The 26,474-nt window shown below is 63.4% G+C and carries 1 protein-coding gene (cut by a window edge); it reads right to left on the reverse strand.

All coding sequences use genetic code 11. The features are described 5' to 3' along the window. Positions 1 to 26,474, reverse strand: partial view of an LEPR-XLL domain-containing protein gene (locus tag EB230_RS28050; protein WP_172374338.1) — the 3' portion only. The gene runs 3,745 nt beyond the window's last position; the window shows 26,474 of its 30,219 coding nt (coding positions 3,746-30,219); its start codon lies beyond the right edge, outside the window; the stop codon is at positions 1 to 3.

Consider the following 26,474-nt stretch of genomic DNA (forward strand, 5'->3'; position numbering starts at 1 on the left):
TTAGTGAAAAGCGATATCGTCGTCATGATCGGCGGGCAGCTCAAACGAACCGGTCTCGGCATCGAAGAACAGGACGTCGCGATCGATGTAGGGGGCGGCCTCTTCCCTGATCCGGAATGTTACATTGCCAACACTGCGAATGACATCTTTCGAAGGCGTCGGAACGACTGTGGTGCCCTTGATGGTGATGTCGCCGCTGCGAATGCCCGATATCAGTTGAGACGGCGCCGCTGTATTTTTCTTCTTCACGGGGGTAGCCAAAGCCTTCACCGCAGGCGCAACCGCAGCCTTCACTGCCGGAGCCGCCACTGTCTTGACCACTGGCGCAACCGAAGCCTTCGCCGCCGGAGCCGCCACTGTCTTGACCACGGGCGCAACCGCAGCCTTCGCCGCCGGAGCCGCCACTGTCTTGACCACGGGCGCAACCGAAGTCTTTGCCGCCGGAGCCGCCACCGTCTTGACAACGGGAGCAACCGAAGCCTTCGCCGCCGGAGCCGCCACTGTCTTGACCATGGTCGCAGCCGCAGCCTTCGCTGCCGGAGCTGCCGCTGTCACCACAGGCGCAGCCGGAGCCTTCGTTGCCGGAGTTGCCGCTGTCACCACAGGCGCAGCCGGAGCCTTCGCAGCCGGAGCTGCCACTGCCGGAGCAGCCGCTGGCTTCACCGCCGCAGCGGAAACCTGCACATCCGTTTGCGGCTTGGCAGCCGCAAACGCCATCAGGAGTCCGGCCGCGTTGGGCAGCGTCGTTTCATCGAAACCCTTTATGAACGTCAAGTCGGCGGTCGGGCGATAGACCGGCGGCTGAGCGACCGTGTTGATGATTTTGGGCGTTGTGCTGATGCCATTTGCCGGGGCTGATGCGGCGCCAACTCTGACCGAATTCAATCCGATCGGGTCCAGCGATGCTGCCGCGGTCCTGACATTGGCGCCAAGTTGCGTCATCAAGGGGCTGATCCAGGAGCTGCCCAGCACCAGGCTGCTGGAGCCTGCATCCAGCGACTGACGGACCACATCCGTGCCGCCGCCGGCCTCGACTTTGTCGCGTGTCCGATCGAAGGCATAGATGTTGGTGCCGATGCCGCCATTGACGGTATCGAAGCCGTTGCCGCCGGACAGTTGATCGTTGCCGGCGCCGCCCGAAATATAGTCGTCGCCGAGCAGACCATAGAGAACGTCGTCACCGTCGTTGCCGATAAGCCGATCAGCATCGATCTTGAACAGCGATGGCGTGTTCACATCGGTCGCCAAGGCGCCATGCAAGGCCCCGAACGCGCCATAGTTGTAGACGTAACGGAGCGTCGCCGTCAGCGTAGCAGCGGTTTCTCCGACAGGCAGGACCCGCATGCTCTGGATCATGCCGGCGCCCGTGGTGCCGGTGACGATCGGAACGATGGCCGCCATATCCCCAAACATCAGGTCATTGCCAATGCCGCCGTCCATGACATCGCTGTCGAGGACGATGTAATCGGCGGCAGGACGCTGAGACTGGCGCTTGTCCTGGGTATTGAGCAGCCAGGAACTCCTTGACCCGTTCTGCGACCAATCGATGGTCTTGGAAGCCGTAAGCGTCGACTGTACGCCCCAAGCCTCGGCGCGCGCCAGCGTCGCGCTGATATTGCCCAGATAAAGCCGATCGATCGTCTTGAAGAAGGCGTCTTGCAGACCGTCGGCAATCGGCTTGGCGGTCGACGACGTGCTCGCGATCGTCAGCATCGGCTGCTCGATCAGTCCTACGTCGCCGATCAGGACATCGTTGCCGGCATCGCCGAATATCTGGTCGTTGCCGACATTGAGCGCATAGCCCAGACCGTTACCGAACACCCAGTTGCCAACATTGTTGGCGTTGGCGTTGATGGCATGGTCGCGCGCCATATGGGCCGCCAGAGCGGTGGTCCGGGTTTTGTCCTGCGCCGCCAGCGCGGCGTTGACGGCGGAGAGTTCGGCCGTCGAGACGCCGGCCAGCGTGGCTGAATTCGCCGCGCTCACCGCCGGCAGCACGACGATGCCGTTGTCGCCGACGACGAAATCGTTGCCCAGGCCGCCATGGACGACGTCATTGCCGATGTTCAGCCGATAGGTTGCGCCCCGCAGCGTCGACTGACCGGCAACGAAGGTGGCATTCGTCGTATTGGTCTTGACGCCGAAATCGGCGATCACCTGTTCGCCGGCGGCATGCGCCGTGTACGACATGTCAGTGACCACGGTCTGGAAATCCATCAGCCAGTTGTGCAGGCTGAGCGCCCCAGCGGTGAGGTTGGTGCCGACCATGGTCAGCGCGGTCGCCGGCACGATTATGGTCCCGGTATCGCCGAATATCGTGTCGTCGCCATCGCCGCCGGTGATCTGGTCCGCCCCAACCGTCACATTGACGATGGCCGCTTTTGGAGCCGCATCGAGCGCATTTTTGGCAAATCCAAGCGATGACAGGTCGAGCAGCAGGTCGTTCATCGAAACCGACAGGCCGGCAACCTCGTTGTCGATAGCCGCCAGGCCGGTCTCGGTGATGGCGGTGATCCGTCCGTCGTCGCCGAAAATGCTATCGTTGCCGGCGCCGCCGTCGATTATGTCATTGCCGTAAGCCAGGTCCTTCACCCGCGTCACATCCGACAGTACCGAGGCAAACACCTCGATGTGCTTTCCATCGACGCGCATGATGTCGTTCTTGGCCGAGAACTCGCCAAGGAAGCCGCTGGCCCCCGGCAGAATCTCCAGCTGCGGCAAGGAATTCGTCAATTCCGATGGCAGCAGGTTTGCACCCGGCACCACCAGCTGGCCGCCGATCGGCAGCGAGATGTTGAGACCCGCCGCCGCGCCGATGATGTGATAGGCATTGACGATCTTGGGCAGGTCCGTCTGGAAACCGCTCCCGTTGGAGGCGCGGTCGCCGAAGATCGTGTCATCGCCGAGCCCGCCAAGCAGCGTGTCGTTGCCGCGCTGGCCGAAGATCACATCGTTGCCGTCGCCACCGTCGATGTGGTCATCATAGGCGGCTTCAAGGTCTATGCCGATCGCCTGCGTGTCCCATGTCCCGCCAGCCAACGTCACCTGGACGCCGTTGGCATTGACGACCCCGCCGACAAGCAGCATGTCGGGACTGAGCAGGTTCGATGCCAGATTGGCGCGCGACACCGTCTTGCTGGAACTGATCGAGACGATGCTGACCATCGTGGCGACTTCTTCCAGCACCACATCGCGGTGCCAGCTGCCGTCGCTGTTCAGCAACGCGGTGCCGTTGGGGTTGAAAGCTCGCAGAATCTGGCCTTCGTCGCCGAGCAGATAGTCCACCCCAGCGCCGCCTTCGATCGTGTCGGACCCGAGGCCGCCGACGATCTCGTCGATACCGTTGTCGCCATACAGGCGGTCGTCGCCACGCTGGCCAAAAATCCGGTCATCGCCGTCGCCGCCGTGGATCTCATCCTTGCCGCCGACACCATCGATCAGATCGAAGCGGATGACGTCGCGAAGCAACGACGGCGCTTTTCCGGGAATTGCCGGATCGAGTTGCCATACGGTGTTCTTCCAAGACGTTCCGCCGATCACCTTGCGGGCGATCAGGCCATTGTCGCCGAGCACGACGTCTTCCCCGGCCCCACCCTCGACATAATCGTCGCCGTCAGCGCCGCCGATTACATTGTGGCCGCCGATGATGTCGTCATCGCCGTCGCCTCCGAACAGCCGGTCGTTGCCTTGCTGGCCGACGATAATATCGTTGCCGGCATCGCCGTAGATCGTGTCGTTTCCAGCGCCGTCCTGATTGGTGGTGTAGATCGAGATGATCCGCTGGTTTTCCGGCAAGGTCAGGTCGAACAGCGCATGATCGCCGAACAGGCGGTCGTCGTTCGCGCCACCGTGGATCTCGTCCGCGCCGGTGCCGCCGACCGCAATGTCGTTGCCGCCGCCCGCATTGATCAAGTCATTGCCGCCATCAAGCGGATTGATGGTGAAGCCTCTCTGCAGGTTGGCAACACGCTGTCCCAGGACCGTTGCGATCGCGAATTCGAACCGGGCATTGTCACCGAAGATGACATCGGCACCATTTCCGGTGGTTATCGTGTCGCCAAAGGCGCCGCCAGCCACGATGTTGTCGCCGTCGCCGGTCGTTATCGTGTCGGCACCACCCTTGCCCGTGTCGATCGAATAAGCGAGCGTCGGCAAGGTGTTGTCGAACTCGGCATATCCGCTGTCGCCGAAGACGACGCTGTTGCCGGTACCGATCTTTATCTTGTCACCGGCGCCGCCGCCGAACACGACATGGCTGCCGTTGCCCGCCTGGATATCGTCGATGCCGTCGTCCTTGGTCCATGCACTGCGCACTGACGTCATCTTGCCACCGACGTAGCGGGCAATGCCGTTGTCGCCCAGGATGACATCGTTGCCGCCGCCGGCAACGATCTTGTCGGCGAACGAACCGCCCATCAGCACATGATTGCCGCTGGCGATGGTGATGGTGTCGTTGCCGCCATAGGTGACATCTGTCGTCTCGACCGAGACACGCCGGCCTGTCGCGTCGAAAATCGCCAGGCCGTTGTCGCCGAGGATGACGCTGTCGCCGTCGCCGGCGGTGATGTCGTCGTCGCCATTGCCGCCGAAGACGACATTGCGGCCCGATCCGGCCTTGATCGTATCCTTGTAGCCGATCAGCACAGGCAAGCCGTTCAGAAGCGGTGCGAAATCAGCGAAGGTGCTTTCGATGCGGAGAAGGATGTTGTTTGCGAACGTCGCCTTGCCATTGTCGCCGAGGATAACATCGTCGCCGCCCTGCGAGGTCACCTTGTCGTTGCCCGAGCCGGCAATCACGATGTTGTCGCCCGCACCCGTCTCGATCACGTCGTCGCCGTAGTAGATCGGGTCCGTGCTTTCGATGCTTGTGACATTGCCGATGGCGTCGAACAGGATCACGCCATTGTCGCCGAGCACGACGTCGCCGATGTCCATGGCGCTGCCGCCGAGGACCTTGATGGTGTCCCCGGCCGAGCCGCCGACCAGGATGTTGCGGCCGCCGGCGCTGGTGATCTGGTCGGCGCCGCCGAACTGCGGATAGGTGGTCTTGACGATCTTCGGCAGACCGTTGGCGAATTCGGCGCTGCCATTGTCGCCGACGATCAGGTCCTGACCGCCGGTGCTCTTGATGATGTCGGCGCCGAAGCCGCCGAAGACAATATTGGGTCCCTTGCCGGCGTCGATCTGGTCGTTGCCGCCCACCGACGGGTTCGAAGTCTCGACCTTGATCACCGCGCGGTCAACCATCATGTCGAGCGTGCCGGGCACCAGAACGAGGCTGGAACCGGCGATGGTCGCAACCTGCGTGATGATGCCGTGATCGCCAATGATGACGTCACCGGTGTCACCACCGGTGATGATATCGGCGCCGGCCGTTTCGGTGACGCCCTGGGCGTTGATGCCGTCATCATCGATGATGACGGTGCGGTTGAGATAGTCGACGTCGAAGGACGAGTCGCCAATGATCCAGTTCTTGCCGGTGATGCCACCGAAGATATGGTCGGCGTCGGCGCCGCCAGCGATGAAGTTCGTGCTGTGGCCACCGGTCAGCGTGTCCTTGCCGGCGCCTCCGTCGATGACGACGATACCATGGGCGCCCGATGCGTCGATGATGTCGTCACCGGTATTGAGGAACGAATAGGCGGTGCCGTTCGGCGTGCCCGGCGTCGAGCTGTACCGCAACCCGTTTGCCGAGGTGTCGCCGAACAGGACGACCGGTCCGGTGCTGTCGTGGACAGTCAGCGTATCGCTGCCGCCGCCGCCATGCACGACGGTCAAGGTCTGGTCCTTGGTGCTGTTGATGGTGAAGTTGTCGTTGGCCACGCCAAGCAGAACCTCGACCACCTGCAGGTTGGTGTAGGTGATGCCGCGCGGCACGTCGACCGGCGGATTGCCGTCATTGTAGTCGACCGACAATGGGTTCGCCGGCATGCCCAGGCCGGAAATGTGCGTGTCGGTCAACACGCCGGTCAGCGGCGCCTGGGCGGTGTCGCTGAATACGACGAGCTGGTCCACATCAGTGCCGTCATCGACCTCTATCTGCCGGATCACTTCCGGGTTGAACTCGTCCGGCAGCGCCACCGAAGGCGTCAGCGAACGGTCTTCCGGTCCGACGCCGCCTTCGACGAACAGGGGGCCGCCGATGCGGGTCAGGTCATGCGGCTGCTGGGAGAATACACGGATGCCTTCCGGCGGCGCCTGGCCGGCGGCGTCGAAGACCAGGTTGACGGTAACCGGCTGATCCCAGTTGGTGTCGTTGAATGTCACGAAATAGCCGCTGGCGTCCTGTTGCACGCCTGGGGAAGCGGCAAGATCGACGCGCGCCTGGCCGTCAATGGCAATATGGACCGTGACCGGCGCTGTCGGCTTGGTCGTCAGCACGATCTGGTAGCTGTCGGTTTCGCCTGCCTGCGACACGACGGTGCTGCCATTGGTTTCGATGATCCGAACCGCTGCCGTATCGGAATCGACCACCTCGACACTGACCTTCTGGGTATCGACGACAGCATAGACGCCATCCGCCTTGTCCGAAGTGACGACATTGCTGATGGTGGCGACGATGCGGTTCTCGGGCGTGGAATCGGTCGGCGAGGACACAAGCACGGTCTGCGCGTCGTTCCAGGCGAGGACATTGTTTGCGGCATCCGCGACCAGCCCGAACTTGATGGTTGTGCGCGATAGATCGACCTGGTTGCTGCTGGAGGACAATGTCACGGTGACGGTTTCGCCGACTGCCGGCGGCTTGTTCAGCACGACAGTATAGCCATCGGTGGCGCCGCCTTCGATCACACTCGTCGAGCCGCCGCTTTCGGTGATGATGGCGTCCGGTTTGTCGTCGTCGATGACGGTGACCAGCACGTTCGGGATCTCGAGATTGTTAAGCGGCTGGGCGACGCCATTGCTGTCGACATTGATGACCGAATGGCTGATGGCAACGACAGTCTTGCCCTCCTCGGCGTTGTCGGAGATCGCCTTGACGAAGATCTGCCGCCCTGCCTGCCAGTTCGAACCGTCGAAGGCGACTGTCACGGCTTCGTGCCAGTCATCGGCGTTTCCGGTCAGCGAGACCAGGATGGTCTGGCCCTGCTTGGCACGCTGCTGGGCCGACGCCTGCGCGGCCGAAACCGTGACATAGGCGATGGTGCCGGCGACCGGCGCCATCGGCAGCGTCAGCGTGTAGCTGTCCACCGAGGTCGCGTCGTCTTCCTTGACCGTGAGCCCGTCGCCGATATTGACCGCAACGGCCGTGCTGCCCTTGGTGGTGAGATCGACACCCGGCGTGAACAGGCCGCTGTAGCGCGGGTCGGCACTGGTCACCGTATGAGTGATCGTGCCGCTGTCGCCATTGGTATCGTCCGACACAACGGTCTGCGTTACGTCGCCCGCGACGTTGAAGGTGTCGCTGCCGAGACCGCCAATCAGGGTGGTGACGATGTCGTCGGCGGTCGACAGCACGTAGAACGTGTCGTCGCCCTCGAGTCCGTCGACATCCATCGCCTCGGCGTTGCTCACCTTGACCGTCAGGCCGGCGCCGTAGACGCCGTCCTTGGTGATGACAAACGTGTCGGCGAGCTCGGTGCCCAACACCACGACCCTGTCGAACCCGGCGCCGCCATCGATGTTGACGGGCGCGTTGACATTGTACTGGATGACGTCGTCGCCATTGCCGCCATTGACCTTGACATTGACGCCGTCGGCCAGCGCGAAGGCGCGGATGATGAACTCGTCATTGCCGTCCTCGCCCTCGAGCCTGAGGTCGGCGTGGTTTGAGTAGACGACGAACATGTCCTCGCCGCTGCCGCCGTAGAGCACGGCCGGCACCGTGATGCCTTGCGACAGATAGCCAAGGGTCGTCTCGATCGTGGCGAAGCGGTCTTCTTCCGAGATGATGGCATAGGCGCCGTTCGGGTCGAGTTTGCCGTTCGCATCGACTTTCTGGTCGCGTGAGCTCCCGAATATCTGGCCGACCTGGAAGAAGTCGTTGCCGATGCCGCCGTCAACGGTGAGGATCGCCGAATTGTCGTCGAAATAGAAGCGGTCGTCACCCTCATTGCCTTCGACGATGACGCGGCCATTGCTGCTGGCATCATAGTTGATGCGCTCGACGGCGGACCTGTAGCCGCCGCTGCCATCCGGCACCATGTGGGCGATGAAGTTCTTGCGGAACAGGAACGTGTCCGCGACGCTCGTGCCCTCGATTGTCAGCGTGTCGACGCCGTCACCGCCGGCGCCGCTGTCATGGATGTTCATGACATAGTCGGCATTGCCCTCGATGTTGACGACCACGGAATCCGTGCCGCCCTCGCCGTCGATCGTCAGTTCGTCGCGAATGATGCGACCGGTGGCGTCGCGACCGAACGCCGGCAGGCCGTTGGCGCCCGGCGCCACGTCCTTGCCCAGGTAGGTGGTCATCGACGGCAGCTTGTTGACGGTGATGAGATCCTCGTCTCCCCCGCCATGGACAAGCGTGTTGCCGCGCAGCGAGGCCACGTCGATCAGGATGTTGTCCTTGTCGCCGCCGCCCGCGATCTCGATCTGCGGCGCCTGCAGCGTGCCGTGCAGTTCGATGCTGGAGCCCACGCCTGGATCGGGATCTGTCACAGCCGGAGCCTGATAGTCGCCGGCAATCAGTATCTTGGTGGGCGAGATGATGACCGAGGTCGCATCCGTATAGACGTTGTCGCCCGCCAGGATACGAACATCGCCAACCGAGGCTTCCAGTATCACGCCCGCCGCGACGGTGATGTCGTCCGGCAGGTCGTCATCGCCGATGTGTGTGCCCTCAAGGTCGTCCTCGGCCCAGAATTCGAGCGTGGCGTGCTGGGCGATACTGCTTTCGGTGATCAGGATCGGGCTCGACGCCATGATATAGGCGCCGCCCCCGGCATTGACGCCGGAAGTCTCGGCGCGCACGCCGCCAACTTCGAGCGCACCGAGATTCTGAATCCACGTGTCGTTCTGGTAGGACCAGGATTCGAGGTTGGCGACAGAGGTTGTGACGCGCTTCGAGGACGTGCCGATGCTCTTAGAAGCGAACAGATAGGTTTTCTTCGAAATGACGTTGGCAAGGCCGTCGGTGCGACCGTTCAGGATGCTGCCGTTGACCGCGGTGATGAAGGCCACCGCGTCGGCGAACGCCGCTGCATTGGCCATCCCGGCGCCGACCTCGTTGAGGACGAGATCGCCCGAGGTCTCGATGAAGTAGATGCTCTCGAGATCGGTGTGCGCACTGACAGTGCCCGGCCCGGACGCGGAGCTGTCGATATCAAGCTCGTTGGCGACGGTGCCGATGCCGAGATGCGCGGTGAGATTGATGTTGCGGCCGATGACGTCGGCCTTCGGCAGCACGACCGCCCGTGTCGGATGCGACGGGTCGATATTCGAGTCCGGAATGGTGAGATTGTAGTTTGGATCGGGAAGCTCGGCATCGATGATCGATCCCTCTTCGGCGACCAAAGTGACATCCCCGTTGATCGAATGGATGCCGCGGACATTCATGTCGCCGTGCGTTTCCGTCAGGAATATCGAGCCGCCCGCGATCGCGATGATCGTGCCGCGGTTCGTCGCATTGATCGCAGGGTCGCTCGACAGGTTGCCGGTGACGTCGATCTCGAGCGCGTTGGTGCTCGTTCCGATGCTTCCGCCGGCGCTGAGTGATATGTGCTGCGCCTGCACCTTGGTCGCGGTCGAGCCCGGCAGCGCGTCGAGGATCGACTGCGCCGTCGCGGTCAGGAAGGCGTCCCCGCTCTTCGAATAGACGGATTCCACCCTGAGGTCGCTGGTCGGAGCGGTGATGCGGACATCGTCCTGTGCCCTGGCGATGAGCCCGCCCTGGCCGCGCATCGTCACGGTGACGGCAGCGCCGGCCTCGCCAATGTGGCCCTTGCTGGCTTCCAGCAGGATGTTGGCGCCGTCCAGATTGACGCCGCTCGTCGCGCCGTTGATCAGACTGCCGCTGGTCTTGATGCGGATGTCGTCGCCGTTCGCGTGACCCTCGCCGGCAACCACATTGCCGAGCTTGATGGTGGTTTCGGAACCGAGATAGATAGCGCCCCCGGCCTTGGCCGTAAGCAGGTTGCCCACCGTCACGTCGACGTCTTCGCGGCGATTGACGATGATGCGGGTGATGCGCTCGGTCGTGCTCAGCGGATCGTCGACGACGGCGGCGAGCGTGACCGTGCGACCGAGCTCGGTGACGAACGACTGATCGGGAGCCAGGTTGACCGTAATCACGTTGCCGACCACCGAGGCAACGGTGAAATAGGCGTCGTCCTCGGTCGTGTTCTGCGTGTTTCCGGCGATGTAGAGCAGGTCACCCGGCTTGAACATGCCCGCCGGCCAGGCGCTGGCAGCGGTGATCGTACCCTGTGTGCCGCCGGCCACGGCGGCAAAGTTGACGACCGTGGAGGCGATGTAGGAGCTGGCGACGACGCCAGGCGAGGTCTCATAGCCGCCTACATAGACGATGTCCTGCCGCTCGGCGGCAGCGAGCGCGACGCGCTGGTCATCGGTGAGGATGATGTGCTTGTTGCCATCGCTGAGATCGATGTTGAGTTCGCCCAGCACGACGCCGATGTTCTGGCTGGTGTGAATCTCGATGTTCTTGCCGACGATGTTGGCGCTTTCGATCACCACCTCGGTATCGGTCACCGACTTGGTCAGTCCGGATCCGAACGCGTTGAGCAGTTCTGCCTCCGACCAGACCTTGATCGTGCTGGTGAGTTCGGTCGCCTTGTCTCCCACGGCAAACAGGAGCTTGTATCCGAAGGTTCGGCTGGCGTCCTTCTGCGTCTCGTTCAGCGTACCGAACTGCTCGTTGAGCTTGCGGTATTCCGTGGTGCGGATATCGCGCTCGGTCTGGATCCCATCGGCGACATAGGCGTCGAGTGCGCTGCCGGAAAGACCGCTAAGCTGGCCTTGCGTGGTCAAGTCACTGGTGAGCGCGGTCAGTTCGGCGCCGGTGATGGCCACGACATATTCGGGATCGAACTTCGTCGGATCGGTCTGGCCGCTCCGATATCCCCAGTACCGGTCATAGTCGGCATTGATATCGGCGCTCATGAACAGCGTCGTGTCCTGCTGCGCCTCGCCGAGGCGGCCGAACATCATTTGCAGGTCGGCATAATCGGCGAGTTGGCTCGCCGTCAGGCCGACGGTGGTGCCTGGATTGTAGGTCGTCGAATTCGCCTGTGTATGGCGATAGGCCCAATATTGTTTGTAAGCGACCTCGATGTCCGCACGGTAGATGGAGCCGTAGCTTGCGTAGATGGCATCAAGAGCGGTGAACTGGGCTGTCCTTGAGGCTTCAAGCGTCGCTATCGCTGCCGCGGCGTCGGCCGGGGAAAGCGTGTCCTCGTAGTACTGCCGCTCGGCATCGCTGAGCTTCACCGTCCCCGAGACCTGATCGTAGTTCGCCTTGAGGCGCCAATAGGTGTCGTAATCGCCACGCTTCAGCAACTCGTAGCCGAGCAGCGTCGAGTTGATCTTGTCCTGCACGCCGGTGGTCCCGGTCAGTTGCAGGTCGGTCCAGACGCCGGCCTTCAGTTCGTCATAGGTGCGCTTGTCCTTGACCGAGACGTCGTCGCAATCGAGCAGCGAGCCGTTCTGGACCTGGATCCAGACGTCGCCCTGGGTGATGGCGCGCTCAAGGTGAAGGTCACCGGCAACCTCGGAAACGAAGACGTCGCCCTGCGCTCTGATATTGACCTTGTCGTCGTTGGTATTGCCCGAGTCGAGCAGCAGCGGACGCAGCGCCGAATTGCCGACGCCGCCCTGCGCGCCAGCCGGCAAGGCACCCTGCCCGTCGACATAGGTGTCGGCGACCAGCGTGATCTTGGCACCCTTCACCAGGCCCTGCAGGTAGGTGCCGGGCCCGGAATCGGCGACGACGATGCCGGCCTGGGCCGTCAGCGTCACATTGCCCTTGTCGGCAACGACCGAATTGATCGACATGTCGCCGGTGCGTTCCTTGATATAGATGTCGCCATTGGCGGAATGGCCGGTCAGGTAGGCGTAGGCGGTCGGCTTCACGCCGGACTGCCCCTTGTAGCCTTGGGGATAGAGGTCGACGAGATCGATCTGCAGTGCCCGTTCGGCGGTCCCGACGCCCAGATTGCCGTCGAGCGTGACGCGCACGCCCTGCACGACGGAATCGTCGTTGCTGGCCTCGATCGTGGTGTTGGAGACGATCTGGGTAAGGCCCGTATCGTTGTAGATGCCGTTGTCGATGATGACCTTGCCGGCCCCGGTCGAATTGACCTTAACCGTTGCTTCCTCGTAGCCGATGAAGCTGATCTGCACCGGCAGATCAGCCTTGATCGAATTGGTCGCCGTCGTCTGCGTACGACGCTCGACGGTGAATTTCTGATAATAGGTCTTCTTGCCGTACCAGGTGCTGGTCGTCCACTTGTCGCCAGGCACTGGATCGGTTTGGCTCAGCGTCACGGTCGACGAGCTGTGGGTATAGGGGTCGGAGACGTTGCTCTGGTAGAAATAATCGCTGCCCGGGACCAGGGTCGGCTTCTCGAGCAGCGTGTATTCCGTATTGACGACGTTGTCCGGATCCCTGGCAAGGAAATCGATCCCCAGCCAGGCCGACGTGCCATAGGTGGTCGTCACGCTTTCCAGTGTCTTGGTCGCAACCGACCAACCGTAGCGCCATCCCGCCTGCGGGTTGTACTGCGTGACGTAGTCCCAGGTGCCGTTGTGCTGGCCTGTATAGGTGTTGAGTGTTGCCGCTCCGGCTTCGACCATCTGTTTGGTCGGTACGGGCTGGCCATTTGCGCCGAGCGCGTTCAGCACCGGCGCGAAGTCGACAACGCGCACGTCGACCGTGCCGTCGATCTGCGTCTGGTACCAGGTTTGGGTGTAGCCGCCATCGGTACGCTTCGACTTGTCGTTGAGGATGATCGTGCCGAGGCCGCGCTCCGTCACGTCGATCCGCTTGATCAGCACGTCGTAGTTAGACGCATTGTTGACGGTGACGTTGACATAGGCGCCGAGCGCCTTGATCTGCCCGTTGCCGGTGTTCATCAGCTTGCCGGTGATCGTGATCGATCCGGCCGGCGTCCTGAACTCCTGGATGACGATCTTGCCGAGGTCGGAATCCCAGTACGCCTTGAATTCGTTGTACTGGGCGGTCTTCAGCATGACCTTGCCGCCCTGGATCTTGCCGCTGGCAATGTCCTTCTTGATCTGGTCGATCTCGGCGATCGTGTCGGCGCCGATGTTCATGACATAGTCGCTCGAACCGCTCTGGATCAGGCCGTTGAGGTTCACATATTCGGCGTTGATCGAGATCAGGCTGGCATAGATGCCGCTGGTCGGCTGCTTGGCGAGTTCGGCGTCGCGGTTGGCGTCGGTCGCCGCGCCCATACCATCCGGACTGGTGATCTGCTTCCAGGCAATATAGGGGTCGCCGCCGGTGTTGAGCACGCTGCCCGGCGGCAGGTCGATCACCACCATGCCGGCGGTGATGACCTTCAACGAGGCGCTGTGGATACTGCCGGTGATGGTGATGTTGCCAGAGCCGACGCTGTTGTCGATCGTGACGTCGGCCGAGATCGCGTCGATGTCGCCGGAAATCGTTATTCCCGGCCACGGGTTGTGGTTGGTATCGACGATCAGCGTGTTCTGGATAAGCACCTTGTTGACCGGCGCAACACCAAAGGTACGGGTGATGTCAAGGTTGACGAGGCCCGGCACCAACACCGGCTCGCCGCCGCGCTGGCCGTCCGAATTGTCGGAGTTGGCATTGGCCTGGTTCTGGGCGGCGATTACGCCGTTGAGCAGGCCGCGCACCACGACCGGATCGGTCGCCGGATTGTCGATCTGCGAAATCTCGTTCTGGAAGCCGTTGAAATAGACGCCGCCATTGTTCTCGGGGATATAGATGCCGCCGATGTCGAGGAAGGCGACCGTGTTGTTGACGATCGTGACGTTGACGTTGCCGGGCGCGTCGAGCTTGCCCTGGCCCTGCAGCACATCGCCCCGGATATCAATGTACCCGGCCGCCGCCAGGATCGGGTCGACATGGATTGTCAGCACCTTTTTCTGGACCGCGAAAAGCGCGGTCTGGACATGCCCGTTCGAATCCAGGATCGGATTGCCGTTACCGTCAACCAGTGTTTCCACCTTGGCAAGCCCAAGGAAGAGCAACTCGTTGGTCATGCGGGCGATCTCGCGATCGTAGAAATCGACGAGGTCCTGGTTGTCGGCGTATTGGGCCTTCTTGCTTTCGGCATCGGCGATCAGGTCGAAATAACCGGAAACCAGCGGCGCCTGATCAACGCTCAGCGAGACGGTCTCGGAGCCGGGACCGCTATAGTCGATCGTTGGGTTGGCCGCGGTCCCGCCGATGCTGTTGATGGTGATATTGATGTTGCGGTTGAGGCCGGTCCTCACCGTGCCGTCGACGGTAACGAAGGCGTGCGAATCGGTGTGCGCGGTGCCGTCGAACTGCGCATAGGCATTGCCACCCAGCGCCTTGTCGATGGCGCCCGACAGCGAAGACGCCCAGTTGACCGCCTTGCCTTGCGAAGTCATGTCGGCGAAGGCGGATTTATCGGCGAACAGCCTGACATTTCCGCCCGTTTCGACCAGCGCGGCGGCATAGATGGTGATCACGTTTTCCTGGTACAGGAGCGCGTCTGAAACCACGTGGTCGATCGGGATGACGCTGCCGGCGAAGGTGTCGCTGTAGACCGCCACGCGATAGACGTCATGGTTGGAGTTGGCATCCATGCCCGACAGCATGTTGACGTCGGACAGCGCCTTGATGTGCGAGCCGTTGCCGACGAGGATGCTGTTGGTCGGGCTGAGATTGATGGTGGCGTCGGCCACGGACACGGTCACGCCGCCATAGTTGTCGACGCTGACATGCAGTTCCGCGTTTGCGTTGGTGTCGGCCTTGAGATCCATCTCGCCGACGGTGCTCAGCTCGACATTGCTGTCGACGGCCGTGTTGGTGCCGATCTGGACGGTCGCGAAGACATTGTCGGCGTCAAATGTGCTCTCTGCGCCGATGCCGGACCCGAGACCGCCGCCCTTGTAGGAGACGTTCTCGTAGAAGGTGATGTCGTTCCGCGCCGCGAGCGTGAACTCGCCGGCGTTGATCGACGTCCCGATCACCTTGAGCTGGGCGTTGTTCTTGACCAGCGTCTTGGTGTTCAGCGTCAGGTGCGTGTCGCTGCTGACGCCCGCGCCGTTGACCAGGCCGCCGGTGCTGCCGTTGACGTTGTCACCGATATTCGGCTTGTCGAACCGGTTGAGCGACGTAGCGTTGATCGCATAGGCGGTAACCTTGGCGCCGTCGCCGACGATCACGTTGGAGGTCGAGTTGATGTTGTTGTCGGCCTCGGCGCCCGAACCGGAAAGCAAGCCATAGGCACTGGTGACGATCACCGTGTTGGCGCGCGCCAGATGGTCGGAGGTCATGGCGAAACGGCCGGCGATGCCCTGGTAGGCGGTGAAGGCCGCAGCGCTCTCGCCCGCCAACTGGGTAGCGGCCTTGGACAGCGTTACCTGCGTGTTGTTTCCCAGCACCGCCTGAGTGACGGCGTTGGAGGTCGTGTCGGCCACCGCAGCGGCGATGCCGACGAGGCCGCCGGCGCCCGGCGAGCTCGATGCCTTGTTGTCGTCGCTGCCCAGCGCCGAGATGCTCATCGCACCAGCGCTGATCGTGACATTGTCGGCCACCTGGGCCGTGGTGTTGGCCACCGGCACGCCATTGTTGGAATGCTGCAGCGACTGCGCCTTGGCCTTGGTGGCGCCCGCGGCGACCAGACCGTAGGCAGCGCTGTTGGAATCGGCGCGCTGGCGGCTGTCGTTCTGCGCCGCGACGCTGACGCCGCGGGCCGCCGTGATCAGCGTGCCGGCGCCGAGCAGAGCGACCACCGTGCTGGTGTTGATCGCTTCGGTAATCGTCGCATCGACGCCGATTAGGCCGCCGGCAAGGCCTTGCGCCTTGGCGTTGGCGGTATCGCCGATCGAAGGCAGCGTCTGGCTTGCGGCGATGCGCAGGCTGTCCACATTGAACGTGGTGCTGCTGGTCTGGGCGCTCACATGCGTGTCGACATAGGCCTTGGCCACCGACACACCGACCGCGGCGGTGCCGGCGTTGACGCCGGCCGCCTGCGAGCGCGCTTTCGGTGTCATGACCGCCTCGACATCGACCGCCCCGGCCGTGACCGTCGAGCCGGAAATCTCCGCCGAAACGCTGGAATTGACATTGGATTGCGCCGATGCGCCTCCGGCGGCAAGGCTGAAGATGCCGATCGCCAGCGAAATCGCCTCGACCTCAGTGACCACAGAGGTTACGTCGCGCGCGCTCATGGTGAACGCGCCGTTGACGTTGATGGTGCTGCCGGTCAGCGAGACCGCCGTGCTTGATGAGGCGGTGTTTTTAGTGACCGCGCCGCCACCGGCGACGGTGACGCCGATATCCGTCGATGCCGCCAGCGAGGCCATGATGGCGGCGGACGAGAGCGAGGCGCTTTCCCTGGCGGTGATCGCCAGCGACCCAGTTTTGGCCTGATAGGCCGGCATGACGCGATCGTACACCGGCGGGATAAAGACGAGCACGTTGTTGACCACGGTCGAGATGCCCGTGCCCGGGTGAACAGCGCCGGGCAAGGTGTAGATATAGCCGTTCGACTGCACCGGAATCTGGCCGGTCGCGGTGATGTTGGTGTTCTCGGCGTAGGCCGAGATGTCGTTGGAGATCAGGTTCTCGGCATAGGCGACGCCCAGCGCCAGCGCGCTGCTGCCGCCGCCGAAGCCGACGGAGATGGCCACCGCGGCCGCGCCGGCAAAAGCATCGATGGAAGACGAGTCGATCGCTTCGATGGCAACGTCGCCGGCTTTGATGATGCCACCCTCGATGAAGCCGTGCACGTCGGCCCCGACGCGATTCAGCGTCGTGGCGGCCGCGCCCGCGGCGCTGAAGGAATACATGCCGAGGGAGAGGGCGACCGATGCGGCGGCGACATTGGCATCGATGGACTGGTCGGAGTTCGCCGACACGCCGAGCGCGCCATATGTGTCGACATTGGTGTCCTTCAGATAGGCTGAAACCTCGACAGCGGAGCGCGCACCGCCGACCGTGTAGCCGATGGAATTCAGCGCGACGCCGAAACCGAGCGAGGCACCGACCGCAACGCCGCCGATCGCCACGCCAACGGCCGCGGCGACAATGTCCGCCGTGATGGCCGATGTGTTCGCGGCGCTGAAGCCAATGTCGCCGCCCGCGTCGAGGACGCTGTCGAGCGCGTAGGCGCGGGTTCCGCCGAGAATGACGTTGGTCGCGACGGCACCGCCGCCAGCGACGGATACGGCCACCGCACCTCCGGAAATTGCGACGGCGGCAGCGGCCGAAATGGCGTCGATCGTCGCACCTTCCGTAGCCGAGACCGTGATGGTGCCCGGTGCGGCGGCGGGTGCCGGCACGTTCGTCTCGACACCGCTGGTGTAAGTCGGATTGTGGATCGGTATGTCGGTGACCGCCACATCGGCGAAATCGAGATGGGCGTCGACATCGTTGGCGATCGTGTTCTTGGCGATCGCGACACCGAAGCTGACGCTGGCGCCCACTAGACCGACGGCCGCCGAGATCGCGGCGGCGCCGGCCTTGGCCGTGATGTGCGAGGTATCTTCCGCGCCCACCGTCACATTGGCCGCCCTGATCGTCGCCTTGTCGGCGGCGGACTTGCCGGTGATCGAGGCTTCGGTCAGCACGCCGATCATGTTTTCGGTGTAGACGCCCGCGCCGGCGACGCCGACACCGACGGTTCCGGCACCGAGCGCTACGGCGCCAGAGATGACCAACGCGTCGATTGTCTGGTCGGCCTTGGCATGAACCGTCAGCGTGCCGCCCGCCGTCACGCCGCTGTTGATGATCGTGGCACTGACGCCACCGCTGCCGGTCGCGTTGAAGATCGGCGCCAGGGTCGGATCATTGTCTGGATTGTTGGGAACAGTCCAGTTGCCGATCCGGTTGATGGCGGCCGAGACACCGATGGCGGCGCCGATACCGGGACCTGCCGACGCCCCGACCGCGAGCGACAGCGCGGCGATCTTGGCGGTGATGGAGGATGTCGAAAGCGCCTCGACGGTAACCGCGCCGGCGCTGACCAGCGTGCTGCCGACGACGGTCGCGATCGTGTTGTCGTTGATCGTGTTCTTGGCAGCGGCACCCGCGCCCGAAAACGCGATGCCGCCGGCGCCGCCGATGCCGATGCCGATCGATGCCGCCACCGAGATGGCGTCGATCGTGGCGTTCTGGGTAGCCTTGACGGAGATCGCGCCCGATGTCGTGGTTAGTGTCTGCCCATCGAGGATGCCCGCATAGGTGTCGTTGTGGATGTCGTTGAGAGCGACCGAGATACCGATGGTGACGGCGACACCCACGGCGCCGAAGCCGGCCGCCAGCGACGCCGCCCCGACGATCGCGTTGATGTGGGACGTGTCGGTGGCGCCGATAGCCGCCGAGCCGACCGTGATGACGGACCCGGCCTGATCGCTCGGATCGTCGAGGAACGCGGCGGTGCGCACCGCGACCGTGTTGCGGGTACCGGCGCCGGCGCCGCTGATGCCTACGCCGGCCGTGCCGGCGCCGATCGCGGCCGACCCGGCGGCGACGATGGCGTCGATGGTTCCGCTCGAGGTCGCGCCCAGCGTAAGCGCGCCGGTGGCTTCGATGGAACTGCCGCGCACATAGGCCTGCACCTGGTCGCGGTCCGCCTCGCCATGGCCGATCTCGTTGACCGCCACTGCCGCGCCGAAGGATGCCGCGCCGCCGACATCGCCGCCGATACCGAGCGAAAGCGACACGGCGAGCGTCTCCGCCTTGATGGTCGAGGACCCGCTCGCGGTGACCGAGATGGAATCCGCCTGTGAAATGCCGCTCGCCTCGATGAAGGCATTGGTGTCGGTGGCGATGTTGTTGAGCGCCACCGCGCCGCCGCCGCTGAACGAAATACCGGCGGAGCCGCCGATAGCCACCGAGATGGAGGCGGTGGCAACCGTCGAGTGGATCTTGGCGGCGTTTTCGGCGCTTATCGAAATGCCGCCCGCCGTCGCGTCCACGCTGTCGGCGTTCTTGAGATAGGCGGCAACGTTGTTCTCTATCTTGTTCTGCGCCATGGCGAAGCCGATCGACACGGCGACGCCGGTGGTGCCGGCCATGCCGGCGGCAAGGCTTGCCGCGCCGGCCAGCACGTTGATCGTCGTTTCGTCCTTGGCCGAGATGTCGATCGATCCGACGGAGACGCTGCTGGCGTCGGTGATATAGGCCTGGGTCGCCACCGCGACGAAATTCAGCGTGTAGACGCCCGCGACGCTGACGCCGACACCGGTCGACCCGCCGCCGGCGATCGCAACCGACCCAGCCGCGACAATGGCTTCGATCGAACCGGTGGAATGCGCATCGACCTTCACCTGGCCGTCGCTGTTCACATCGGTGTTGCTTATGAAGGCGCGCACACCGTTGGTGCCGTCGCTGGCAAGCGTTGCATTGCCTGTCGGCAAGGTCTGGCCGCTCGCATCGTCTTCCTCTTCCTCGACCGACCAGTCGCCGATGCGATTGATGGCGACGGCGGCGCCGATCGAGGCGCCGATGCCGGCATTCGCGCCCACGCCGATGCCGACGGACGCGGCAAGCACGGTGGCGGTAATCGTCGATCCGCTCAGCGCCTCGACATCGACGCTGGCGCTGTCGATGATGTCCGAGTCCACGATCGAAGCCGAAGTATCGACGTTGATGATGTTGGACAGCGCGGCGCCCGCGCCGCTGATGGCGATCGAATTGTTGCCGGAGAAACCGACCGTTATCGACGCCGCGGCGCCCTTGGCATCAATGACGGCGTGATTGTCGGCCTTTACCTTGACCGCTCCGTCCGAAGTCACATCCGTGTCGGCGACGCCGGCGCCAACGCTGCCCTTGATGTCGTTGAGCGCGACGGCAAGGCCGATCGATATAGCGGTCGCATTTTTAGCGGCAAAGGACGCGGCGACCGTTGCGGCCGCGGCCAGCGCATGGATCTCGCTTGTGTTCACTGCCTCGACATCGACGCCGCCGGCGCCGGCGGTGATGGTCGATTTGCCGTTGGCGACAGTGCCGCCGTCGATCAGTGCCGTTGTGTCGGCTGCGATGCTGTTTTGGGCAAACACGCCACCGGCGCTGAAGGATGTGCCGTTGCCGGACGCCGAAATGCCGACCGCGACGGAACCTGCAACGGTAAGCGCATCTATGGTCTGGCCGGACGTCGCCGACACGCCGAACTTGGAACCGCCGACGCTGGAATTGCGGATGCGCGCCTCGGTTTTCAGCGGTGTCGCCACTCCGGGTGCTTCGATACTGCCGGCATAGCCGACATAGTTGAAGGCAAGCACGATCCCGACGGCAATCGCGGTGCCCGACGAATTGAAACCTCCGGCGACCGAGGCGGCCGCGGCCGCAATGGTGGCGTCGATGTCGGCGCTGTTGGTGGCGGACACGGTGACGTCGCCGGTCGCCTGCACATCGCTGTCCTGGATCAGCGCGCCGACCGCGCCCAGTATGGTGTTGAAGGCAATGGTGCCGGCGACGCCGACTGCCAGCCCGCTGCCAGTTCCGGCGGCCACCGACACAGAAGCCGCCGCCGCCGTGGCATCGATCTTGCCAGCCTGGGAAGCGGTGACCGAGACGCTGCCCGCATTGAGGTCGGACACATTGTCGATGGTGGCGGAAACCGTGGCGTCGATCGCATTGCGCGACACCACCAGCCCGATCGAAACGGATTTACCGTCAGGATCCTGGCCGTAAGTGTAGTTGATGGCTATGACGGGGAGGACCACATGCGATGTGATCTCGCTGATGTTGCTGGCCGAGACCGTGACCAAGCCGTCGGCGTCGATGCCGGTCGAGTCCTCGATCGCCGCCTCGACGGAATTGATGACCCGGTTGAGGGCGAAAACGCCGCCCACGCTGACCGCCGTCGGGGCACCGCCGCGCAGGGTCTTCACGTAGTTGGAGATTTCCGCGTTGATCGTCTGCGAAGCCGTCGCCGAGACGGTCAGGGCACCGCTCATGTCGGTGGTCGAATTCGAAATCCGCGCACTGACCTGCGCGGCCGGATCGTGGCCGTAGATGGTGTCGACAAGATTGGTGCCGACCAATGCATCCACGGTGTTGAACAGGAAGTTCTGCCCGGCGAGCCCGATCGTGTTGAAAGCCAGCGTGATGCCGGCCGCGGTCGCCTTGGCGATCGTGTCGGCGTCGATCGAGGCGTCGATCGACGCGTGGCTTTCCGCCGTGACGGCGAGGTCGGCGCCTTCGACGTGACTGTCCTCGACCAGCGCGGTGGCATGGCTGACGACGTTGTTGGTGGCGATGACGCCGTTGACGGCGATCGACTTGCCCTTGGCGCTGCCCGTAGCTTCCACGCGCGCCGTGGTGGTGGCGGTGATCATCCCGGTTTGCAGCGCCGAGACCAGCACGTTGCCGGTGGCGATGATACTGGCAGCCGTGACCGTGGCGGACGCACCGCTGTCAATGTCGTTGCGGGTGGCAATGCCGCCCGCCGCGATGGCGCTGCCGCCGGCCAGGCTGGGCACGAGGTTGGTGTTGATCCAGTCGACAATGTCGGTAGCGATGAACTTGGACCAGTTGCCGTCCGAGAAATCGATGCTCGACAGATCGATCGACGCGCCGTCGGGGCCGTCATAAACCCATTTTTCGCCGGTTGCCGGACCGTTGAGGCCCGTATCGTCGTCGATATAGACGAGGTCGCCGCTGTTGACAGTCTGGACACCGGACTTGGTGGTGAACTGATAGCTGCCGAGCGCCGAATTGATCAGATTGGTGACCACCGAGGCGCCGTAATCGTTCTTGATCTCGGCGAGCGCCTGAACTTTACCGTCGGACGTGATCGAGGCATCGTCTGTCGAGGCCACCGTGACGTCCGTGCCTTTGACCTGGGCCGTCGAGGCACCGCTGTTGTCGATGGATGCCGTGGATTCGCTGGCGATCTTGTTCATCGCCAGGATGAAGCCGAAGGCCTTGCCGTCCGTGCCCGAAATCGAGGTCGAGGACGAGGTAGCCTTGTTGCCGACCGTAGCGTCGATGATCGACTTGTTGTCGGCCGTCACCGAAACGGCGCCACCGGCCGCGATGTTGGAATCGACGATGGTCGCCTGCGTCATCGCCGGATTGCGGCCTCCGAACGCGTCGGCGATCAGGTCGTCGCCAAGCAGGGCGTCGACGCCGTTGAAGAGCACATTGCTCGCCTTCCAGCCGATCGTGTTGAAGGCGAGCGTCACGCCGCCCGTGTCGCCGCCGCTTGTGTAGGCCGAACTCTGCGTATCGGCCTTGATTGCAGACACGTTCTGCGCGGCCACGGTCACGGCGCCGGCGCTGGTCACGTCGCTGTTGGAGATCGTAGCCGTGGCGCTGCTCTGCACGATGTTGGTGGCGATGGTGCCGTTGATCGCCAACACCTTGTCTGCCGGTGTCTCTTCCTTCGGATCGGCCGGTGTCACAGGATTGGCCGGATCGGCCGGCGAGCCCGGCTTGTGGTCGGTGCCGGGATCCGTGTCGGCCGGCTTGCCGTTGCTGCCGTCGGTCTTGGAATCGCCGTCCCAGTCGATCGAACTGCCGCCATTCGCCGTGATCGACGTGTCAACCTTGGCTTTGATGTCGGCGCTTTCCAGCGCCACAACCTGCACGTCGCCGGCAGTGGTGGAGACGGTGGCGTTCTTGATCGAGGCGTCGGAACCGCCGCGCACGTCGTTCATGACCACCAGGCCGCCAACCGCCCGCGAGGGCGCCGCCGACAGGTTCAGATCCTGCAGCAGGACAGTCGCCTCCGGCTCTTCCTTCCAATAGCCGAGATTAGTGAAGTCGGTGCTGGCGAGATCGAGCCCCTGACCGCTCGAGTTGTCGCCCATGTAGATATAGATGCTGCCGGCGTTACCGCCGATGCGGGTCCAGTTAGGATCGTTGTCGATGTCTTCCGTGCCAGCGTCGATTGCATTGACCAGCGCCTCGAGATCGATGACGCCGTCCTCGCCATTGTACCGGTAGATCGGGCCACTGTCCTCGCCTTCGGGAGCCTCGAACTGGACCGCGTCGCCGTTCGAGATCGGGAATTTCGACGGCGGCAGCATCTGGTCGAGATTGATGACCACATTACCGGTGTAGTCGTCGGCGATGCGCACACGGTCGCCAAATTTGATGTCGCGGATCTTGGTGCCGATGCCTGCGTCAGGCTTCGTGTCGTAATCGGCCGGCAGGATGTCGTTGATGGTCTCCTGGATGATCGATGCGCCGCCATCGGTGCTGACCGAGGTCTCGGCGACCAGCTTGGAATTCGAATAGATGCCGGAGGAATCGTTGGCCGTGACGGAGATCGTGTCGCCGGCACTGATCGTCTTGCCGGTCGTGCCACTGTTGTCGATGGTCGCCTTGGCGGCCCCCGAGACCTTGTTGCCCGATATCACCGCGCCGTAGGAGGCGCCGGATGCCCCGTACAGCGCCGCCGTGTCGGTCACGGCCGCATTGGACACGGTAGCGTTGATCTGCGCGTTGTTGAGCGCCGAGACGTCGATGCCGCCATCGGCGTCGACGGAACTCCTCAGAATTGAGGCGGTGGCGTCGGCGCCGACATTGCCGTCGAAGGCATTGTCGGCGAGGTAAGGCGAACCGATCAGCGTGTCGAGCGTGTTGAACAGAATGTTCTGCGCTTCCCAACCGACGGAATTGTAGGCGAGCGTCACACCGACAGCCGTCGCGCCGGATACGCCCGACGAATAAAGCCTGGCGTCGATGCGCGCCTCGTTATCCGCCGACACGACCAGGTTGCCGCTGGCGGTGACCGAACTGTCCTCGATGCTGGCCGAGGTCTTGCCGAGCACGACATTGGTGTCGATCTGGCCGCTGAAGCCGAGCACGTCGCCGGAGCCGTCGATGCCGCTGCCGCCGGCGGCCGAAACCGTGTTCGTGGTGTAGGCCGTGATCGTCGAGGCGCCCTTGGCCGCAACCGTCAAGTCGCCGCCATTGGCCGCGACAGTCGTGCCCTTGATGTAGGCTTTGGCATCGCCACGGGTGTCGTTGTAGGCGATGGACAGGCCGATCGCCTTGGAATTGGTCGTCACCACATTGCCGATTGCCGGGAAGAAGATGTCCTCGAAGTCGGACGTCTTCAGCTGCTGCCATTTCGTGATGTCGGAATAGTCCACGGAGCCGCCACCGAGGTCAGCGGTGAACGGCGTGTCGCCGATATATTTGTAGACCTCGCCCGAATTGACATCGAGGGCCTTCCACTGCGCCGTGTCGGTCAGGGTGATGCCGCTTGTCTGGGTGATCGGATCGTCGCCGAGATAGCGGTAGATAGTGCCGCCCTTCTCGACCAGATCGCCATGCGTGATGTCGACGGCCCCGCTCACCGTGTCGAGATCGTATTTGGCGTCGAGATAGTCGAGCGCGACACGGACCTTGTCGCCGTTCTCGACCGTGCGTGTTCCGGACTTGGTTGTGTATTTGTAATCGCCGGCGCCCAGTTCATCGGCCACTTTGCTGACGACATCTTGCAGCGCGCCGAGCGTGCTGCCCGGCGCGGCTGTCGACACCACCGATATGTCGGCCGATATCGTCGCCGCATTCGAGGTCTCGATGTCGACCGCGCCGCCCGCGGTGACGGTCCTGGCCGGGGTACCGCTGTTGTCGATATAGGCGGACGCACCCGAACTGACCTTGTTGCTGGCCAGGATCGCTCCGGCCGCGGTGCCGCTGACGCCATATTTGGCGGAAGGCGTGAACGTGTTCGTCCAGTCCATCGCCGTTTCGTTGCCGGTCGTGGCGGTGATGCCGGCCTCATTGACGGCCGACAGATCGATGTCGCCGGCGATGTCGATGCTGGAGTTCGTGATGAAGGCGGTGGTCAGCACCGGTGTTTCGTTGCCGAGCGCCTTGCCTATCTCGGGTGATCCGATCAGCGTGTCGACCGCATCGAAGAGCAGGTTCTGCGGCTGCCAGCCGACGGCGTTGAAGGCGAGCACGAAACCGTAGACGCTGCCCGAGCCATAGGCCTGGCTGAGCGCCGTTGCGTCGATTGTCGCTTTGGTCGTCGCCTTGACGGTCAGGTCGTTACCGGCAATCCCACTCGTTGCCTTGGTGACTGAGCTGTTCTCAACGGAAGCCGACGCACCACCCTGCACGGTATTGGAAACCGAGACGCCGCTGGTCGAATCCCAGGAATCGATGACGCTGGTGTCGACGGCGGTGATGGTGGCGGACTCATCCGCCGTGACCGAAACCGCGCCGTTCGTGGTCACCGACGTGTTGACGAGCTTGGCGATCACATTGCTCTTGACCTGATTGCGGTCGAAGATGCCGCCCAGGCCCGTGGCATTGCCGACCACGGATTTCTCCGACATGCCGGCCGCCAAAAGGCCCGTCTTGGCCAGATCCGCCGGGATCAGGTTGTCGCTGTTGAGCTTCTTCCACAGGCCGAAATCGTCGAAATTGGCCGTCGCCAGATCGACAGCCGCGCCGTCCGGTCCCATGTACTGGTAGATGCCGCCCTTTTCGCCCGTGCCCGCATAGTCGTCCGCGTCGCTGATACGAACGGTGTCGCCCAGGTTGAGATGAGGCGTGCCCGACTTCGTCGTGTATTTGTAATCGTCCAGCATGTCGCCGGCGATCTCGTTGACGATGTTGACACCATTGGTGTTGTCGAGCTGGGAACTGACGCCAAGGCCGGTTGTGGCTTCGATTCCGGCCTCGTCGGCGGCACTGACCGCGACCGTCTTGGCGACGACCGTGCCGCCGCTGATGAACGCGGTCGCCGTGCTGCTGACCTTATTGCCGGAAATGACCGCGCCGTAGCCGGTCGTCGCACCGTCAAACAGGGCTTCGACCGAGGCGGAGGCCTCGTTGGTGATCGTCGCGGTGATCAGCGCGCTCGATACCGCCTCGACAAGCACTTCGCCATCGGAGGTGACGTTGGAATTGGTGATCGAGGCTTCGACATTGAACGGGTTTTCATGGCGAAGCGACGTGTTGGTATCGCCCGTCGCGCCGGCGACATCGGCGACGACGTCTCCGAGCAGCGTCTCCACCGTGTTGAACAGGAAGTTGCCGCGCTCCCAACCGATCGTGTTGTTGGCGATCTGGAACGCCGCGGCCTTTTCGCCTTCTCCCACTTCGGCGACGGTCTTGTTTTCGGACTCGATCAGTGAATGGTTCTCGGCGTGGACGGTGACGTCGCCGACCGTGTTAGCACTCGTACCGATGGTGGCGTTGGTGATCTTGGCTGAGGTCTGCCCCTGGATAAGGTTGGTTGCCACGATAGCGCTCTGCCCGCTGGTGGCGCCTGCCTTGAACAGGAAGCCCTTGACCGAACCGAGCGCCTTCTGGACCAGCGCATCCTGGTTGAACGGCGAACCGCCTTCGGCTTCGCTGAGCACATCCGCCATGGCCTGGATGGCGCCGGTCGAAT

It is taken from the genome of Mesorhizobium sp. NZP2234 (assembly GCF_013170765.1).
Taxonomy (GTDB): Bacteria; Pseudomonadota; Alphaproteobacteria; order Rhizobiales; family Rhizobiaceae; genus Mesorhizobium; species Mesorhizobium loti_D.